This window comes from Pseudomonas sp. TE3786 (assembly GCF_054057335.1).
Genome location: NZ_JBSRZF010000021.1, coordinates 17252 through 34578 on the forward strand (window position 1 = coordinate 17252; position 17327 = coordinate 34578).

14 protein-coding genes are annotated in these 17327 nt (G+C 63.3%); 3 read left to right on the forward strand and 11 right to left on the reverse strand.

Features of this window, described 5'->3' with window-relative positions; all coding sequences use genetic code 11:
• The 11 genes from ACVW0Y_RS19930 to tssA all read right to left on the reverse strand — a co-directional run bounded on the left by ACVW0Y_RS19930 (position 1) and on the right by tssA (position 13475).
• Complete coding sequence (locus tag ACVW0Y_RS19930; RefSeq protein ID WP_457440770.1) at positions 1 to 453, reverse strand: DUF6484 domain-containing protein; 453 nt, start codon at positions 451 to 453, stop codon at positions 1 to 3.
• A gap of 25 nt (positions 454 to 478) precedes the next feature.
• Entirely contained in the window at positions 479 to 2704 is a 2226-nt protein-coding gene (locus ACVW0Y_RS19935) for a type VI secretion system Vgr family protein (RefSeq protein ID WP_457440771.1), read from the reverse strand.
• 24 nt (positions 2705 to 2728) lie between these two features.
• Complete coding sequence (gene tssH / locus ACVW0Y_RS19940; RefSeq protein WP_457440773.1) at positions 2729 to 5419, reverse strand: type VI secretion system ATPase TssH; 2691 nt, start codon at positions 5417 to 5419, stop codon at positions 2729 to 2731.
• A complete protein-coding gene (gene tssG, locus ACVW0Y_RS19945; RefSeq protein WP_457440775.1) occupies positions 5412 to 6464 on the reverse strand; it encodes a type VI secretion system baseplate subunit TssG in 1053 nt (350 codons plus the stop codon). Before tssG ends, tssH begins: the two co-directional genes overlap by 8 nt.
• Positions 6428 to 8287, reverse strand: coding sequence for a type VI secretion system baseplate subunit TssF (gene tssF / locus ACVW0Y_RS19950; protein WP_457440777.1), 1860 nt, complete (start codon positions 8285 to 8287; stop codon positions 6428 to 6430). Before tssF ends, tssG begins: the two co-directional genes overlap by 37 nt.
• Positions 8284 to 8796 carry a type VI secretion system baseplate subunit TssE gene (tssE, locus tag ACVW0Y_RS19955; RefSeq protein ID WP_457440779.1) on the reverse strand — a complete coding sequence of 171 codons (513 nt, stop codon included), beginning with the start codon at positions 8794 to 8796 and terminating at the stop codon, positions 8284 to 8286. Before tssE ends, tssF begins: the two co-directional genes overlap by 4 nt.
• Positions 8797 to 8798: 2 nt before the next feature.
• Positions 8799 to 9590 carry a type VI secretion system accessory protein TagJ gene (locus tag ACVW0Y_RS19960; RefSeq protein WP_457440781.1) on the reverse strand — a complete coding sequence of 264 codons (792 nt, stop codon included), beginning with the start codon at positions 9588 to 9590 and terminating at the stop codon, positions 8799 to 8801.
• A 157-nt stretch (positions 9591 to 9747) separates the two neighbouring features.
• Positions 9748 to 10236 carry an Hcp family type VI secretion system effector gene (locus ACVW0Y_RS19965; RefSeq protein ID WP_108094145.1) on the reverse strand — a complete coding sequence of 163 codons (489 nt, stop codon included), beginning with the start codon at positions 10234 to 10236 and terminating at the stop codon, positions 9748 to 9750.
• 97 nt (positions 10237 to 10333) lie between these two features.
• Positions 10334 to 11830, reverse strand: coding sequence for a type VI secretion system contractile sheath large subunit (gene tssC / locus ACVW0Y_RS19970; RefSeq protein WP_457440784.1), 1497 nt, complete (start codon positions 11828 to 11830; stop codon positions 10334 to 10336).
• A gap of 13 nt (positions 11831 to 11843) precedes the next feature.
• Positions 11844 to 12353: a type VI secretion system contractile sheath small subunit gene (gene tssB, locus ACVW0Y_RS19975; protein ID WP_108094141.1), complete on the reverse strand. Its 510-nt coding sequence runs from the start codon at positions 12351 to 12353 to the stop codon at positions 11844 to 11846.
• 99 nt (positions 12354 to 12452) lie between these two features.
• Positions 12453 to 13475, reverse strand: a complete 1023-nt coding sequence (gene tssA / locus ACVW0Y_RS19980) for a type VI secretion system protein TssA (protein ID WP_457440786.1) — start codon at positions 13473 to 13475, stop codon at positions 12453 to 12455.
• A 380-nt stretch (positions 13476 to 13855) separates the two neighbouring features.
• Between tssA and tagH the strand changes: the two genes are divergently transcribed.
• The 3 genes from tagH (at position 13856) to tssK (ending at position 17327) form a co-directional block, all read left to right on the forward strand.
• Entirely contained in the window at positions 13856 to 15415 is a 1560-nt protein-coding gene (gene tagH, locus ACVW0Y_RS19985; RefSeq protein ID WP_457440788.1) for a type VI secretion system-associated FHA domain protein TagH, read from the forward strand.
• Between the two features lie 86 nt (positions 15416 to 15501).
• Entirely contained in the window at positions 15502 to 15981 is a 480-nt protein-coding gene (gene tssJ, locus ACVW0Y_RS19990; protein ID WP_457440790.1) for a type VI secretion system lipoprotein TssJ, read from the forward strand.
• Between the two features lie 11 nt (positions 15982 to 15992).
• Entirely contained in the window at positions 15993 to 17327 is a 1335-nt protein-coding gene (gene tssK, locus ACVW0Y_RS19995) for a type VI secretion system baseplate subunit TssK (RefSeq protein ID WP_457440792.1), read from the forward strand.

Consider the following 17327-nt stretch of genomic DNA (forward strand, 5'->3'; position numbering starts at 1 on the left):
CTAGTTGATCTGCACCGAACCGCCTTTGATGCGGTTCACGCCCGAGGAGCGGCTGGACAGGTAGGTGCCGCGCATAATCACTTTGCCTTCACGGGTCAGGGTGATGCTGGCTTTGCCACAGCGCAGGACAATTTCCTTCTCGGCCGTGAACTCCAGGCGCTCGCCATCGAGATGGGCAACAGCCACCGGTGGCGCAGCTTGCGGCAGGCGCTGAATGCGGCCGATCACCAGCGGCTGGGTCGGATCACCGCCGACAAACATCAGCGCCACCTGGGTGCCGATATCGTCGCGGCTGAGCTGCGTGGTGGTGGTCGCAGCGATGCCGGTTTCACTCGGGCAGCCGGCAAACGCCACCACCGGCGCGGCGGTTTGCGGCACGTCGAGCAGAATGCCAATCACCACGCCATCCAAACGGGTGGCGGCGGTGGGCGGGGTGAAATGCTGGACCATCATGGCTGTACTCCGTCTGAGCCCGGGCTCAGTTCTGCAAAATTTTCTGACCTTTGACCACCACGTTCTTGCTGGCCTTGATGTTGATCGCGCCAGAGCCGTCGATGGTGATGTTCTTGCCGCTGATGACGATGGTGCCGTCCTTTTTCATGCTGATGCTGGCGGCGCCGGTGGTCAGGGTGATGGAGTCGCCGGCATCCAGGCTGAAGTGCTTGCCGACCTGCACGCTGTCGTCCTTGCCGACATCGGTGCTGCGGCTCTGGCCCACGCTGCGGCTTTCGTCTTTGCCGATGCTGGTGGTCTGGTTGCTGCCGATACTGATCTCTTCGTTGGAGCCGACGTTTTCGGTGCGGTTGGCACCAATGGTGATCTTCTCGTTGCTGCCGACATCTTCGGTGCGGTTGGCGCCGATGCTGATGGTCTCGTTACTGCCGACCTTCTCCGTGCGGTTGCTGCCGATGCTGATGTCTTCGTTGGCGCCGACGCTCTCGGTACGGTTGGCACCGATGGTGATCTTTTCGTTGCTGCCAACCTCTTCGGTGCGGTTGACGCCGATGGTGATGGTTTCGTTGTTACCGACCTTCTCCGTGCGGTTCACCCCGATGGTGATGGTCTCGTTGTTGTCGACGGTTTCGGTGCGGTCGTGTTTGACGTGCACGGTCTCGTCATGGTCGATGGTCTTGGTGCGGTCGTGGCCTACCCAGTGGGTCTCGTCGTTCTCGACTTCGATGTCCTGGTTTTTTTCCGCGTGGATAAACAGCTGCTCGCTGCCCTTCAAATCTTCCATGCGGATTTCGTTGAAGTTGGCCGGTGAGCCGCCTTTGCTGGAACGACTTTTGGTGCCGCTCTGGGTGGCGTTGGCGGGCAACTCGTAGGGCACCGTCTGCTCGGCGTTGTACACCCGGCCGGTAATGATCGGCCGGTCGGGGTCACCTTCGAGGAAGCCGACTATTACTTCCTGGCCAATCCGTGGAATCTGGATCGAGCCCCAGTTCTTGCCGGCCCAGGACTGCGACACGCGCATCCAGCACGAGCTGTTTTCGTTGGACTGGTCGTGGCGGTCCCAATAGAAATGCACCTTCACCCGGCCGTATTGGTCGGTCCAGATTTCCTCGCCCTTGGGCCCGACCACCATCGCCGTTTGCGGGCCCTGGACAATGGGCCGCACGGTGATCGGTTGCGGGCGAAACGCCTGGCTGGCGTCCATGCAATCGAGGTGGCTGACGAACTGTTGTTCGGCATCCTCGAAACCGGTTTCGTAGTGTTCCTGCACCACCTTGTAACGGGCGCCGACCACCAGGTATTCGCGGTTCTGATCGCCTCGCGGGTAGCGGGTCAGGCTGAACAGATGGCCGGAGCCGATGCCGCGCGCCGTGCCGCGCAATTGCACACGCTCGTACTGGGTCTGGATCGCTTCGATGCGGGTGCGCGCGTAGTGCTCGCCGTCGCCGCTCTGCACGTATTCGCCGGGGTAGTCGTACAGCGGAAAGTCGCTGGCGGTGTGCGGCCGGCTGATCACCGAGCGCACTTCCAGGCGCGCGCTGGGGCGCTGGAAGTCGTAGTCGTTGAGGGCCAGGGAACCTGGCTGCACTTCGTGGCTGAGGTGCCAGTCATCGATATGGTCGAGCTCGCGCTGCTCGGCAGTGGGCGGGTAGAACGGCACGCTCTCGTAACCGGCGGCTTTGCTGTGGGCACCGTAAGCGTCGGCGAGCACCAGCACATGGCGACCTTTCTCGTGGCGGAAAAAGTAGTAGATGCCCTCCTGCTCCATCAAGCGGCTGACAAAGTCGAAGCTGGTTTCGCGGTATTGCACGCAGTAGTCCCACTCGCGGTACGAGCGGCTGAGGCTGTCTTCGAAGTCGGAAAACCCCAGGTCGCGGAACACCTGCTTGATGATGTCCGGCACCGTGCGGTTCTGGAAAATCTTGCAGTCGGAGGTGCGTGACATCAGCCACAGCCACGGTTTCAGCGTGACCCGGTAGACGGCGAACTGGCCGATGCCGGCGCCCTGGCTGGCGCGCGCGACAATGCCATGGAAGTGGCGTTTGCTGCCGTCCTGCAACTCCATGGTGACGCCCATGGGTTTGCCCAACAGGCTATTGAGGGCCAGCGAGGTGTTCTCCGAGACCAGGTTCAACTCGTAGTCGAACACCCGCCCCAGCTCCTCGATGCCATCCAGCTGGCGCAGCACCAGCACGTCGTTGCCCAGTGGGCTGTCGACCTGCACCAGGCGCGTGTTTGTGGTTAATGCCATATGCGTTTCTCGCCGGCCAACGGGTTAAACCGCCGCGCCGAAGTCGTATTTAAAGTCGCTGCCCTCACGGCTGATGCGCACCGCTTGCAACGGTTTGCCTTCGAGCAGGCGGGTGAGGAACTCACGGCTCATGTCCGGCAGCAAGGTGTTGGTCAGAATGGTGTCGATCATCCGCCCGCCGCTTTCGGTTTCGGTGCAGCGCTCGGCAATCAGCGCGATCACGCCGTCGTCGTAGTCGAACGGCACCTTGTGGGTGGCTTCCACGCGCTTCTTCACCCGCTCCAGCTGCAGGCGGGCGATAGCCTTGATCATGTCGTCGCTGAGCGGGTAGTAGGGAATGGTCACCAGGCGGCCGAGCAAGGCCGGCGGGAAAATCTTCAGCAGCGGCTCGCGCAGCGCCTTGGCGATGGCGTCGGGCTCGGGCATCAGTTCCGGGTCGTTGCACAGGCTGGAAATCAGCTCGGTGCCGGCGTTGGTGGTGAGCAGAATCAGGGTGTTCTTGAAGTCGATCACCCGGCCCTCGCCGTCTTCCATCACACCCTTGTCGAACACCTGGAAGAAAATCTCGTGCACGTCGGGGTGGGCTTTTTCCACCTCGTCGAGCAACACCACGCTGTAGGGTTTGCGCCGCACCGCTTCGGTCAGCACACCGCCTTCGCCGTAACCGATATAGCCCGGTGGCGCGCCCTTGAGGGTGGACACCGTGTGGGCTTCCTGGAACTCGCTCATGTTGATGGTGATGACGTTCTGCTCACCGCCATACATAGCTTCGGCCAGCGCCAGGGCGGTTTCGGTTTTACCCACGCCGGAGGTGCCGGCGAGCATGAATACGCCAATCGGCTTGCTCGGGTTGTCGAGGCCGGCGCGCGAGGTCTGAATACGTTTGGCGATCATCTCCAGGGCATGGTCCTGGCCGATGATGCGTTTTTTCAGGTACTGGGCCAGGTTGAGCACGGTTTCCAGTTCGTTGCGCGCCATGCGCCCCACCGGAATACCGGTCCAATCGGCCACCACCGAGGCCACGGCCTGGTAGTCGACAATCGGCAGAATCAGTGGCGATTCACCTTGCAGCGTTGCCAGACGGCTTTGCACATCCTGCAGGCGGCTGTGCAACTCGGCATTCGGTTCGGCCGGTGCCGGCTCGCTGCTGGTGGCGTCCACCGCTTCGGCAGCGGCGCGCAGTTGGGCACGGATTTCGAGCAGTTCATCCACCAGGGCTTTTTCATCGGCCCAGCGGCTTTCCAGACCGCTCAGGCGCTCGCGTTCTTCGCCGAGCAGCGCCTGTACGTTGTTCAGGCGCTCGCCGATCACCACGCCAATCGCCTGCTCGCGGCCAATGATCGCCAGCTCGGTTTCCAACGCTTCGATGCGCCGGCGGCTGTCGTCCACTTCCGCCGGCACGGCGTGCAGGCTGATGGCGGTACGGGCGCAGGCGGTGTCCAGCAGGCTGACCGATTTGTCCGGCAGCTGACGCGCCGGGATATAGCGGTGCGAGAGCTTCACCGAGGCTTCCAGGGCTTCGTCGAGAATCTGCACCTGGTGGTGTTTTTCCATGGTCGAGGCCACGCCGCGCATCATCAGAATGGCTTTGTGCTCGGACGGCTCTTCCACCTGCACCACTTGGAAACGGCGGGTCAGGGCCGGGTCTTTTTCGATGTGTTTTTTGTACTCGGCCCAGGTGGTAGCGGCCACGGTGCGCAAGGTGCCACGGGCCAGGGCCGGTTTCAGCAGGTTGGCGGCGTCACCCGTACCGGCGGCGCCACCGGCACCGACCAGGGTGTGGGCTTCGTCGATAAACAGAATAATCGGCTTGGCCGAGCTTTGTACGTCTTCGATCACCGAGCGCAGGCGCTGCTCGAACTCGCCTTTCATGCTCGCACCGGCCTGCAGCAGGCCAACGTCAAGGGCGCGCAGCTCGACATCCTTCAAGGCCGGCGGCACGTCGCCGGCGACGATACGCAAGGCGAAGCCTTCGACCACCGCGGTTTTACCCACGCCGGCTTCACCGGTAAGAATCGGGTTGTTCTGCCGGCGACGCATCAGCACGTCGATCAGTTGGCGAATCTCGTCGTCACGGCCGACGATGGGGTCGAGTTTGCCGCTGCGAGCCTGTTCGGTGAGGTCGACGGTGAATTTTTTCAGCGCTTCCTGCTTGCCCATGGCACCGGGGGCGATGGCACCGCTGGCTTCGCCGGGTGCCGCGCCGGCATTGAAGCCGTCACTGGCGCCGAGGGCGTTTTCCGGCGAGTTGCCGACGTACTCGGCAAACCGTTCGGTGAGTGCTTCGATCTTGATCTTGTCGAACTCGGCCGACAGCGCCAGCAAGCCATGGCGCAGGCTCGGCGTCTTCAGCACGCCGACGATGATGTAGCCGGTGCGCACCTGGCTTTCGCCGAACATCAGGCTGCCGTACACCCAGGCGCGCTCCACCGCTTCTTCGACATTGGACGACAGGTCGGTGATCGAGGTCGAGCCACGCGGCAGGCGGTCGAGGGCCTCGGTCAGGTCACGGGCCAGGCGCGCCGGATCGAGGTTGAACTGGCGCACCAGCTGATGCAGGTCAGAGTCCTGCAGCTGCAGAATCTGGTGCAGCCAGTGGGCCATTTCCACGTAGGGGTTACCGCGTAACTTGCAGAAAACGGTGGCCGCCTCAATGGCTTTGTAGGCAAGGCTGTTCAGCTTGCCGAACAGTGCAACCCGGCTGATCTCACTCATGTTCCATCTCCTTGTTCGGGCGTTGCAGCAGCCGGTCTCCGGCGTACTGGCTAGCCAGCAGTAAATCCTTGGCATCCCCGCCGGGGTGACCCAGCCAGGCGTTGAAACCCAGCCGCGCACCGCCGGCCAGGTTCAGAGGGGGTATTTCGTCGTGGCTGAGCACCAGGTTGACGTCCCAGTCCAGCTCCTGGCCCAGGTACTCGCCAACCCAGGCCGCCAGTTGGCGAAACAGTTCGCCACCGGGCAACAGCCGTTGGTATTTGGCCAGCGGCATCGGCCCTAAGCGCAGGCGGAATTTATGCTGGCGATCCCACACATGGGTGCCCAGGCACAGGTCCTGGCCGAGGGTGCTGGCCTGCGCGCCGAGGCGACTGCGCTCAGGCAGTTCCAGCCACTGGCCGACGTACTCTTCAATGGCCACCGGCAGCTCGAAGTACTCGCCGAGAATCACCTTGAGGCCGTCCGGATAGCGACTCAGTGCCGACAGATGCCCGGTGTAGTAGTAGCGCGCCTGATCGGGAATCGGCCCCTGGCCCAGCAGGCTGTCCATGCCGCGTCCGGACAACGCCGCCAGGCGTGCCGACCAGTAATCATCGTCCGGCCGGTCATGGCTGACCGATGGCCGCGCCTCCGCCCACGCCCGGTAGAACAGGGTCAGCAGGCGGTGGTGGAAAATATCCATAAAGCGTTTGAAGCCGGGGTCGTTCTCGTTGCGCTGGCGCTCCCGGGCGTATTCGGTGAGGTGCAGTGGCAGCGGCCCGTTGGGCCCGGTGAGGCCGAAAAAGAACTGCTCGACCCGTGGCGGCACGCCATCGCTGGCCGGCTCCACCACCGACAGGGTCGAGGGCGCAAAACCGCAGTCCGGGGTTTGCCCCAGGCGCAGCGGGTCGTCGGCCAGGCGCAGCGAATGGCCGAGCCGTGGCTTGTCTTGCGCCTCGGCCTCGATACGGCGCAACGCCTGGAAGAAATCATGCTCCCAGGGTGCGGCCGCCATCGCGGCGAGCGTGTTCAGAGGTTCGGTCGGCATCCGGGCTTCGCCTGCCAACGCATGATCTCGCCGCGCTCGGTGGTGCGCAGCACGGTTTCGGTAAAGCTGTTCACCGACACATAGCGGGTGAGGAAACGCTCGAACACCGCGCCCAGCAGGAACACGCCGGTACCACGGAAGGCGTTTTCGTCGAACTCCAGGCTGATCTCCAGGCCACGGCCAAACACAATCGGCCCCGGCATCGGCAAGCGCCGGGTGCAGGGTTTGGCGCTGACCTCGCGCAAGCCTTCGATCTGCAACTGCAACGCCGAATCAGTCGGGTCGCCATACAGGCGCAGCAGCTCGCGCAAGGCGGCGGCACCCTGCCCCTGTTCGGACAACGACAGGTAGTTCAGCGACAGTTGGCTGATCAGGCGCCAGGCGCTGGCGTCATGGGCGCGACTGGCGCGTGGGCGGCTGGGGCCGGCCAGGCAGCGCACGTCGAGCACTGGCGCGCTGTCTTCGAGGCTGAAATCGCTTTTGCTGGTGCCCACCGGAATAAACAACGCCAGGTCGCGGTTGGTGCACAGCGCACTGATACCCAGTTGGCGCAGGTCGTGGCGGTACGGTGCCTGGTTGGCATCCACCAGCGAGACAAAGGTTTCACTGCCCACATAGGTGGAGCGCGGACCGCTGCGCCGCTGGGTGCTGGACAGCCGACGCGGTTCGCGGCGAACGATGTAATAGGCCTGCTCGCGGCCATAACGCGACGGATCACGCACCGCATAAAACGGCTGGAACGGCTGCTCGGGACCGGTGCCATGGCCAGTGACGCCGGTCAGCGAATGGATTTCGAAATCCATCGGCCGGGTGCGGTCGGCGATCACCTGGTGCTCGTTCACCCGCTCGCTCAAGTGGATGCGGTCGGCACGCCGGGGGAACAAGTTGATCGCCGGGGTGCAGAACGGCACGAACTGCTCGGCGCTGACGGTGCCCTCCAGCGTGGCGTCGTGCTTGTTGAACAGAATGATCAGGTCCAGCTCATTGCCGGCGCAGCGCTGGACAGAGCGCTTCAGTTCGGCGAATTCGACGAACAGGAAGCGGTTTGGCAGGGCGAAGTATTCCTGCAGCAGGCGGTAGCCCTGGAAGGCCCGTGGCACCACTGGCAGCAGCGCGTCTTCGTCATCGAAACCGCGCGAACGCAGGGCACCGGGCGGCAGGCGTTCGACCCAGTCGCCACCCGGAGCCTGGGCAAACACCGCACAGGCGTTGCCGAGCAGTTGTTCATACAGGCGGAACGGCTGCTCGTCGGCACCGTGCAGGTACAGCGGCAGGCTTTCCAGGCTCAGGCTGTTGAGCGGCAGACCAGCGCCGCTGCGCAGGCGAATGCGCAGGCCGGCCTTGGCCTTCGGCTCGCTGGCGGCCAGGCGCCCAAGCACCGCTGCCGGGTTGCCGAAGTACTCGGCGCTGGCCACTTCCAGCGGCCACAGGGTGACGGCATGGGCGGTGCGGTATTCGCAGGCGGTCTGTTCTTCGCGGCCGAGCACGCCACGCAACGGCGCATTACGCTCGATGGTGAAGCCGCTGCTCAGCGAACCTTCATTGGGGTCGGCGCGCAGCTGCACCACCGTCATCGACGGCGTCGGTGCCAGGTAATGCGGGTAGGCGATTTCCAGCAGGTTGTGGGTGAAGGTCGGGTATTCGGCGTCCAGCTTCAGGTGCACCCGCGCCGTCAGGTAGGCAAAGCCTTCGAGCAAACGCTCGACATAGGGGTCGGCGCAGTCGACACCGGACAACGTCAGGCGGCTGGCGATCTTGGGAAATTCGCTGGCGAACTCGGCAGCGCTTTCGCGGATATGCGCCAGTTCCAGGTTGTAGTACTCGAGCATGCGCGGGTTCATGGCCGTCTCCGCTGCTCATTGGGCACGATGCGCACGTGGCCGGTTTCCAGGTCGAGGTTGGTGGTCAGCAGCAGGCGCAATGGCACCGGCAGTGCCCACAGGTCGCCTTCGATTTCGAAGGCCAGGGCGTTGTGGTCCATGCCCTCCTCCAGCAGCCGCGCTTTCACCTGCAAGGTGGAACGCAGAATGCGCGGTTCGAAGGTGGCAATGGTTTGTGCAATCAGGCTTTCGATGGCATGCACGTCGATATTCGACAGGCTGCGTCCGGCCAGGGCCGGCAAGCCGTAGTTGATCACCGAGCTGCCGGCGGGTATCGCCGCAGCGGTTTCCACGTCGAGCAGCGAGGTGGTGTTGAACAACCAGGTCAGGTCGCGCAGCACCGAGGCTTTCAGTTGGCTCATCGACAGCACGCGCTTATCGGCGCTCTCGTTGGGGTTGCCACGGTCGTTGTCTTCCAGGCGATCCAGCAGCGAGGGTTGCAGGCGCTCCTGCAGCGGCGGGCTGGCCATGGTCAGGCGCGCTCGGCGGCCGCGTCGAAGTGCAGCGTGCGCAGGTCGAACAGCGCGGTGTCGCCTTCGTCGCTGGCAAACAGGCGTTGGCCCAGCGGCACGCCGCTGTCGAGGAATTCGGTTTTGCGCGCCAGACGTGCGGCGTCATCGCCGGCTGCCAGGGTGTCGGGGTACCGGCTGGGCAGCAAGGCCACCAGGGTGCCGCCGTTGATCAGGGTCAGCTCGGCCGGCAGCCACACAAGGTCACGCAGATCGCTCGGCGCTTCCACCGTCAGGCTGCTGAGGTTGCTCATTGGCAGCCAGGCATAACGACCGTTGACGATCACTTCCAGCACCGGGCCCAAACGTGGGTCGGCATCGGCGAACCAGGCGAACGGGCTGCCATTCACCTGGCCGGCAGTGGCCGGGGCGGCTTCGAAGGCTTGTTCGCGCAACTGCTGGGCGGCTTGTGTATGGCCGTCGGCGTCGAGCTTCAGGGCCTGGATCAGCGGCGCAATCCACTCGGCAGGCTCACCGAGAATCACCGGCGTCAGCCGCCCGGCAAACACCTCGGCACGCAGGGCTTCACACTCCAGCGCGGTGCGGTAGGTCTGCACCATTGGCAAGGCTGCAGCATCCAGTTCGCCGACCACTTTCAGCTGGTTTTGCGCCCGGCTCCACTGGCCAAGCACGGCCAGCAATTGAAAAAGAAAAATCCGCAGGGTGGCGTTGGCGGGAGCGCCGCGAACCTGGTCTTGCAGGGCCTTGAGTGCATCATCGAGGCGACCGGCACGCAGCAGTTCATCGGCAGTCATAACCAAAATTCCCTGGAATTGAATGGAAGCGTTCGTGCTTTTTGCTTTTGTGGGAGGGGCTTTAGCCGCGAAGCCTTTGATCTGGCTTGAAGATCAAAAGCGTCGCGGCTAAAGCCCCTCCCACAGGGGTGGTGTTCCCCTGTGGGAGGGCGACTTATCAGATCTTGACGTTCTGACGGATGTTCCAGCCGTACTTGATCGGACCGCCCTCTTTCGAGCCGTCTTCTTTCTGGCCTTGGTAATCCACTTGCACCTGGGCGAAGTTCAGACCGATGGTTTCGGTCAGACGGTCTTCGCCGCCGCTGCCACCGGTGGTCACCGAGGAGATCAGCACTTCTTTCATGGTGATCACCAGGTATTCCACCTGGCTGTCACCACCGGCCTTGCGCACGGTGAGCTTGGCTTCGGGGTAATGCTTGCCCGAGGAGCAGGCCATCATCAGGTTCGGCGTCGCCTTATCCAGGTACTTGGTCAACGTCAGGTCCTGCACGTTGACCTTGCCGGCGCCGCCGCCAGTGCCCAGGTGCATGTTGCCGTTCTGCGACATACCCCAGCTCCAGGCCAGCACGTCAACTTCGTCGGCGTGCGCCTTGTCCTTGGATTCGCCCTTGATGTCACCGATCTTGATGAACATATCAACAGCCATGATTCCTCCTGTGTGGCCGTGGCCACTTCATTGGGTCGGGCCCGCCACCATGGCAGGCCGCTATTTGAGTGTTTGCCCGTACGGCGGTGAGCGCGTTTTAGGCGCTCTTGGCCGACGGCAACTTCGAAACCAGACGCAGCGACACGGTCAGCCCTTCAAGCTGATAGTGCGGGCGCAGGAAAAACTTCGAGTTGTAGTAGCCCGGGTTGCCCTCGACTTCTTCCACCACCACTTCGGCGGCGGCCAGCGGGTGCTGAGCCTTGGTGGTTTCGGTGGAGTGCGCCGGGTCACCGTCGACGTAGTTGAGAATCCAGTCCTGCAGCCAGCGCTGCATGTCGTCCTTCTCTTTGAACGAGCCGATCTTGTCGCGCACGATGCACTTCAGGTAGTGAGCAAAGCGGCAGGTGGCGAACAGGTACGGCAGGCGCGCGGCCAGGTTGGCGTTGGCGGTGGCGTCCGGGTCGTCGTATTCGGCTGGCTTCTGCAGCGACTGGGCGCCGATAAAGGCAGCGAAGTCGGTGTTCTTCTTGTGCAGCAGCGGCATAAAACCGTTCTTCGCCAACTCGGCCTCACGGCGGTCGGAAATGGCGATTTCGGTTGGGCACTTCATGTCCACGCCACCGTCGTCGGTGGGGAAGGTGTGGGCCGGCAGGCCCTCCACTTCACCGCCCGATTCGATGCCGCGAATCCGCGAGCACCAGCCGTACAGTTTGAACGAGCGGTTGATGTTCACCGCCATGGCGTAGGCCGAGTTGGCCCAGGTGTATTTGCTGCTGTCGGCACCGGTGGTTTCTTCTTCGAAGGCGAAGGCTTCAACCGGGTCGGTCTTGGCACCGTACGGCAGGCGCGCCAGGAAGCGCGGCATGGTCAGGCCGATGTAACGCGAGTCGTCGGATTCACGCAGCGAGCGCCAGCCGGCGTATTCCGGGGTGGTGAAGATCTTGGTCAGGTCGCGCGGGTTCGACAGTTCCTGCCACGAGCCCATGCCCATTACGGTCGGCGATGCCGCGGCAATGAACGGGGCGTGCATGGCCGCAGAAATCTTGGCCATTTCGCCGAGCAGTTCGACATCCGGTGGCGACTGGTCGAAGTAGTAGTCGCCCACCAGGCAGCCGTACGGCTCGCCGCCGAACTGACCGTATTCCTCTTCGTACATCTTCTTGAAGATCGGGCTCTGGTCCCAGGTCGTACCCTTGAATTTCTTCAGGGTCTTGTGCAGTTCCGGCTTGGAGATGTTGAGCACGCGAATCTTCAGCTGCTCATCGGTCTCGGTGTTGTTGACCAGGTAATGCAGGCCACGCCAGGCGCTTTCCAGTTGTTGGAAATCCTGGTGGTGCATGATCAGGTTGACCTGCTCGGTGAGCTTGGCGTCGATGGCGGCAATGATCGATTCAATCGACTTGATGGCGTCGTTGGAGATCAAGTTGGTCTGTGCCAGCGCATGTTCGGCCAGGGTGCGCACAGCGGTTTCCACCGCCTCGCGAGCACGCTCGGTCTTGGGTTTGAATTCTTGCAGCAGGAGGTTGGCGAACTCACTGGTCTGCTCGGTCGTTGCCTGGGGCAACGCCTGGGTGTCGGTGCTCAATTCAGCCATGCTGATCGTCCTCTTAAGCTTTCGGCTCGTCGTTGGGCTTCGGTGCGCTGGCCAGCGCTTGCAACAGAGCCGGGTCCTGGATTGCTTTCATGATCATGTCTTCGGCGCCGGTCTTGCCGTCCATGTAGGTCAGCAGGTTGGCCAGTTGGGTGCGGGCATCAAGCAGCTTGCTCAACGAGTCAACCTTGCGCGCGATGTTGGCCGGGCTGAAGTCCTCCATGCTTTCGAAGGTCACGTCCAGGCTCAGGTTGCCTTCGCCGGTCAGCGCGTTGGGCACGTTGAAGGCCACCCGTGGCTTCATGGCTTTCAGGCGCGAGTCGAAGTTGTCGACGTCGATTTCCAGAAACTTGCGGTCGGCAACCGCTGCCAACGGCTCGGCAGGTTTGCCGGCGAGGTCAGCCATGACGCCCATGACGAAGGGCAGCTGGATTTTTTTCTCCGCACCGTAGAGCTCCACGTCGTACTCGATCTGCACACGGGGCGCGCGGTTGCGGGCGATGAATTTCTGGCTACTGGTGACCATGTTGCTCCTCCGTCGCCGTGGGGCGATTGAACAGTGAAATCAGCGGCTAAGGCGTGCAACCGATGATTGGATTGCGGCTTGCGGGCGAGGCCCGCAGAGTCATTCGGAATCGGGACCGCGCAGTGCTTCGAACTGCGACATGCCATCGGGAATCAGGTTGCGCACAATGGCGGCGAAGTCGGCGGTGACCAGGGTTTTGGCGCGGCTGAGCAGCACCGGCACCGGGCTCGAGGGTTCGTGCCGAGCGTAGTAGTCAAGCAGGCGATCAAGCAGACGCAAGACGTCGTCACGGTTAGCGATCTCAGCGCTGACGCGCGGTACCGCCGCTGCGCTTAGCGTGCTGCCCGGCTCGCCGTCAGCGCTGCTCTGGCTGGTCTCTTCGCTGGCTCCGCCCTCGCCTGCCTGAGCGCTGCTGCCGAGGGTTTGCGAGGCTTGGCGCAACAGCTGTTTCAGCGGGCCCAGATCAACGCCCTGATCGGAGCCGACCTGCTCGCTGACCTGGCTTTCAATCGCGCCCATGGCGGTCAGCGCCTGGGCCACGGCATCGCGGGTGGCGAGCACGGCGTCGGCATCGCCGTCGCGCAGGGCACCGGCTACCTGTTCCTGGCTGAGTGTCTCGCTGGCGAAACGCTGCAAGCCGTAAGCACTCACTGCAGCACGCAAGGTGACGGGGCCAACAGTGCGCGAACGCACCAGCAGGCTCTCCCACAATAGACGAATATTTTCGTCGGCATTCAGGCCGGTCAGTGCGTTGATGCGCGAGGTGGGGTCGTTGTCGTCGGGGTCCAGGCGCGGGTGCAGATCAGCCCAGTACTGGTTGAGCAATTCGCTGATCAGCAACAGGCTTTGAGCGAAGCCGGCAAGCCCGGAAATGGCCAACGAACTGCGCAGCAGAATGCTGGCAATGCGCAGGTCTTTGCTACGGGAAAAAAGTTCGATGGCGTGCTGTTGAACGCGGGGCCACTCGGGTGGTTCCGCCGGTAAAACGGCGTCACCCATCTGACGTTCCGGCTGACCTTGCGCAATGCGCTCCAGCTCAAGAAAAGCTGCATCGTATTCAAGGTCATCGCCGCAGGTAGAGTCGGCGCTAATCGGGGCCAGCAGAGCAGGTACATCCAACACTCGAGCGATCTCCATATCTGACTGACGGGGCAGCCTTCGATCTGATTGGGTGCCTACGCAAACCGATTCCTTCGGCTTGCGTGGTGGCCAAACCATGGCGCAGAAACAACAGCGCATGGCGGGGCGACGGGCATTCTTAGAGCAGGTCCGAGCGTTGTCAAGGCACCGTTCGGCTGACGCTGAGCAGAAGCTAGCCTAGAAGAATAATCTGTGAAGCGCGTCCTTTTTATCCTCGATTTTCCGATGAAAGACGGAACTCTCCAGCGTCCACGCTGTAGTATTCGCGCAAGAAAAATTACGTCGAGTAGGACTCGGCGATGGCGGTTGCAGCTGCTGCACCGCCGAAGGGTAACGCCGCAAGGCGTCTGCAAGGAGTAGCAATGCCACTGCGTTTGACCATCACCAGCTACCACAAACTGACCCCTGGCCAAGCCACCGAGCGCCAGCTGGACCAGGGTGTGCTGACCATCGGCCGTGGCCCCGAAAACGATTGGGTGCTGCCCGATCCCGAACGCCTGGTTTCCAGCCTGCACTGCACCATCCAGTTCAAGGACGGGGCCTACTACCTGACCGACAACAGCACCAATGGCGTGCTGCTGGTAAACGCCGGTTTGCGCCTGCGCCGCGGTTCCAGCGAACGCCTGCAGGACGGTGAACTGATCCGCCTCGGCGAGTACGACATCCTGGTACAACTCGATGCCCTCGCCGGCTTTACCAGCAGCACGGCTGCCTCGGGAATCGCCAGCGACCCGTCCACCAGTTTCGATGCGTTATTGAGCCGCCAGGTCGGCACCGTGGCCCCGGCCGCCACCCCCATGCCACAGGCCTACGCGCCGCCGACCAGCCACGCGGCAGCGGCACATTTCCAAGGCAACTCGCCGCTGGATACCAAGCCCGATCTGTTCGATTTTCTCGCCGCTCCGGCGCCAGGCTCAGCACCGATTCCCGACCATGTGCCGGCTGAGCGTCACGACTTCCGCCCGCCTACGCCACAACCTCAGCAACAAACACCGATCATTCCATTGCCACCGGCAACCCCGGGCAGTGGCGGCTCGATGATTCCTGCCGACTGGGACCCCTTCGCCGACCTCAGCGCACCCGCCCAGTCGGCAGTGCCCGATCCGTTTGCCGAGCCGCCAGCCGTGCCCGTCAATGCACAGCCGACAGCGCTGCCGCCCGTGCAACAACCAGCACCCGCGGTCGATGATCCGTGGGCCGGCATTGTCACGCCAAGTAGCGAGCCACCTGCCGTGGTAGTCACCGTCGAAGTCAGCGCGCCTGTTGCACCGCCGCAACCACCCCCGCGACCGCCACAGGCTCCGATTCAGCTCCTACCCGCACAGTCTGCCAGCGGCGATCTGCTCCAGGCGTTTCTGCGTGGTGCCGGGGTGGCGCAGTTGCGTGTCGACCCGGCCCAGGCCGAAGCGCAGATGGAAGCCATCGGCCGCAGCTACCGGCAGATGGTCGAAGGCATGATCGAGGTATTGCGTGCGCGCAGCAGCCTCAAGGGCGAGTTCCGCATGCAGCAGACCACCATTCAGCCGGTGCAGAACAACCCGCTGAAATTTGCCCCCAATGTCGATGAAGCGCTGCTGTTGTTGCTGCGTCATGGCAACCAGGCGTTCCTGGCACCCGACCAGGCCATCGAAGACGGCTTCGATGACATCAAGGCGCACCAGATGGCCGTGATGGCCGGCGTACAGGCGGCGATTCACCACCTGCTGCAACGCTTCGAGCCGAGCGCGCTGGAAAACCGTTTCGACAAACCCAGCGGCTTTTCCGCCTTGCTGCCGGGCGCTCGCCACGCGCAATTGTGGGAGAGCTTCAGCGCCCTCTACGCCAGTATTCAACGCGAAGCCGAAGACGATTTTCAGGACCTGTTTGGCCGTGAATTCAGTCGTGCCTATGAGGAGCACAGCGCCCGTCTGCGCCGCCGCTGACCAGCCAGCTAATCTCTTTTAAAACACGGAAGCGTGGCCCTTCAGCGGGCGGCGCAAGTCAGGCAATTTTTTCAAGGACCCAGAGAATGCCAAGGATTTTTTCACTGCTGCAGGGCGTGATGCTCGCGTCACTGCTCAGCGCTTGCGCGTCGGACCCGCCACCCCCGCCGCCGCCCACCGTATTGCAACTACACTTCCTCGGCTCCAGCGAACTGAACCCCTCCCCGGCTGGCGATCCGGCACCGGTGCGCATTCGCGTGTACGAGCTGAAGAACGCGGCGAACTTCTCCCGCGCTGACTTTTTTACCCTGATCGATAAACCCGAAAGCGCCCTGGGTGCCGACCTGGTCATTCAGGACCAATTGCTGCTGCGCCCCAGCGAGCAATTGCTGGTTGAGCGCACCCTGGATGAGCAGACCAAACAGTTCGCCATTGTCGTGGCCTACCGCGACCTGGATACCGCCCAGTGGCGCCAGGTGATCGCCGTACAGCCGCAGCAAACCCGTAGTTACGACGTGATGGTTGGCCAGCATGCCATTGCCGTCACCCCTCGTTCAGCCCAGTAGCAGGAGCCGTCATGTCTTGGAATAACCGCGTGGTGTGGTCGGAAGGAATGTTCCTGCGCCCACAACATTTCCAGCAACACGACCGCTATCTGGAAACCCTGCTAGAGGGCCGCTGCCGCCCCCTGCTGGCCGGCGGCTGGGGCTTCTCCGAATTGCACATTGATGAAGCGTTGCTGGCCCAGGGCAAGCTCGCGATTGTCTCGGCCAAGGGCCTGTTGCCCGACGGCACGCCGTTCAACATTCCCGCCGACGACAACGTGCCGGTGCCACTGAGCGTCGACGACAATGCCCGCGACGCGATCATTCACCTGGCCCTGCCGCTGCGCCGTGCCGGCACCCGCGACACCGTCGACGAAGGCGAAGCCCTGGGTGGTGCGCGCTACCAGAGCCAGGTACGCGAGGTGCGCGACGACAACGCCGCGTTCGAAAGCCGCGCCCCCGTGGCCATCGGCGGCCAGGCGCTGCGCCTGCTCACCGACAAGGATGGCCTCGGCGAGTACGCCAGCATCGGCGTGGTGCGGGTGCGCGAGAAACGCGCCGACCGCTGCCTGGTACTCGACCCCGAATACCTGCCGCCGCTGCTCAACATTGCCGCCAGCACACCACTGGCAGGCTTCTGTAATGAACTGGTGGGCTTGCTCCATCAACGCGGTGAAGCCCTCGCCGGCCGCGTGGTCGCCTCCAGCGCTGGCGGTGCGTCGGAGATCGCCGACTTCCTGCTGCTGCAACTGATCAACCGCGCCGAAGCGCTGGCCAGTCACCTGGCGCGCCTCAACCCGTTGCACCCCGAGCGCCTGTACACCGAACTGGTGGCGCTGGCCGGCGAACTGTCGACCTTCACCACCAGCGAACGGCGCCCGGCCGAGTACCCGCAGTACAGCCACGATGACCTGGCCGGCAGTTTTGCCCCGGTGTTCCTCGCCCTGCGCCAGGCGCTGGCGACAGTGATCGACAGCAAAGCGGTGGCGATCCCGATTGTGGAGAAATCCTACGGCGTGCACGTGGCGATGCTGGCGGACAAAACCCTGATCGACAACGCCGCCTTCATTCTGGTGGTGCGCGCCGATGTGCCAGGGGAAACCCTGCGCGGGCATTTCCCGCAGCAGGCCAAGGTCGGTTCGGTGGAGCACATCCGCGACCTGGTCAATCTGCAGTTGCCGGGTATCGGCTTGCTGCCGATGCCGGTGGCGCCACGGCAGCTGCCGTACCACGCCGGCTCGACCTATTTCGAGCTGGACCGCGGCAGCGCGCACTGGAAGCAGCTACCCAATTCCGGCGGCTTTGCCTTCCATATCGCCGGGCAGTTCCCGGGGCTGAATCTGGCCTTCTGGGCCATTCGAGGATAA

Bases quoted from the DNA above. Each gene is read 5' to 3' on its own strand.
- ACVW0Y_RS19935 (WP_457440771.1), bottom strand. From the start codon at position 2,704: ATGGCATTAACCACAAACACGCGCCTGGTGCAGGTCGACAGCCCACTG.
- tssK (WP_457440792.1), top strand. From the start codon at position 15,993: ATGTCTTGGAATAACCGCGTGGTGTGGTCGGAAGGAATGTTCCTGCGC.
- tssH (WP_457440773.1), bottom strand. From the start codon at position 5,419: ATGAGTGAGATCAGCCGGGTTGCACTGTTCGGCAAGCTGAACAGCCTT.
- ACVW0Y_RS19960 (WP_457440781.1), bottom strand. From the start codon at position 9,590: ATGACTGCCGATGAACTGCTGCGTGCCGGTCGCCTCGATGATGCACTC.
- ACVW0Y_RS19965 (WP_108094145.1), bottom strand. From the start codon at position 10,236: ATGGCTGTTGATATGTTCATCAAGATCGGTGACATCAAGGGCGAATCC.
- tssF (WP_457440777.1), bottom strand. From the start codon at position 8,287: ATGAACCCGCGCATGCTCGAGTACTACAACCTGGAACTGGCGCATATC.
- tssJ (WP_457440790.1), top strand. From the start codon at position 15,502: ATGCCAAGGATTTTTTCACTGCTGCAGGGCGTGATGCTCGCGTCACTG.
- tssE (WP_457440779.1), bottom strand. From the start codon at position 8,796: ATGGCCAGCCCGCCGCTGCAGGAGCGCCTGCAACCCTCGCTGCTGGAT.
- tssC (WP_457440784.1), bottom strand. From the start codon at position 11,830: ATGGCTGAATTGAGCACCGACACCCAGGCGTTGCCCCAGGCAACGACC.
- tagH (WP_457440788.1), top strand. From the start codon at position 13,856: ATGCCACTGCGTTTGACCATCACCAGCTACCACAAACTGACCCCTGGC.
- tssB (WP_108094141.1), bottom strand. From the start codon at position 12,353: ATGGTCACCAGTAGCCAGAAATTCATCGCCCGCAACCGCGCGCCCCGT.
- ACVW0Y_RS19930 (WP_457440770.1), bottom strand. From the start codon at position 453: ATGATGGTCCAGCATTTCACCCCGCCCACCGCCGCCACCCGTTTGGAT.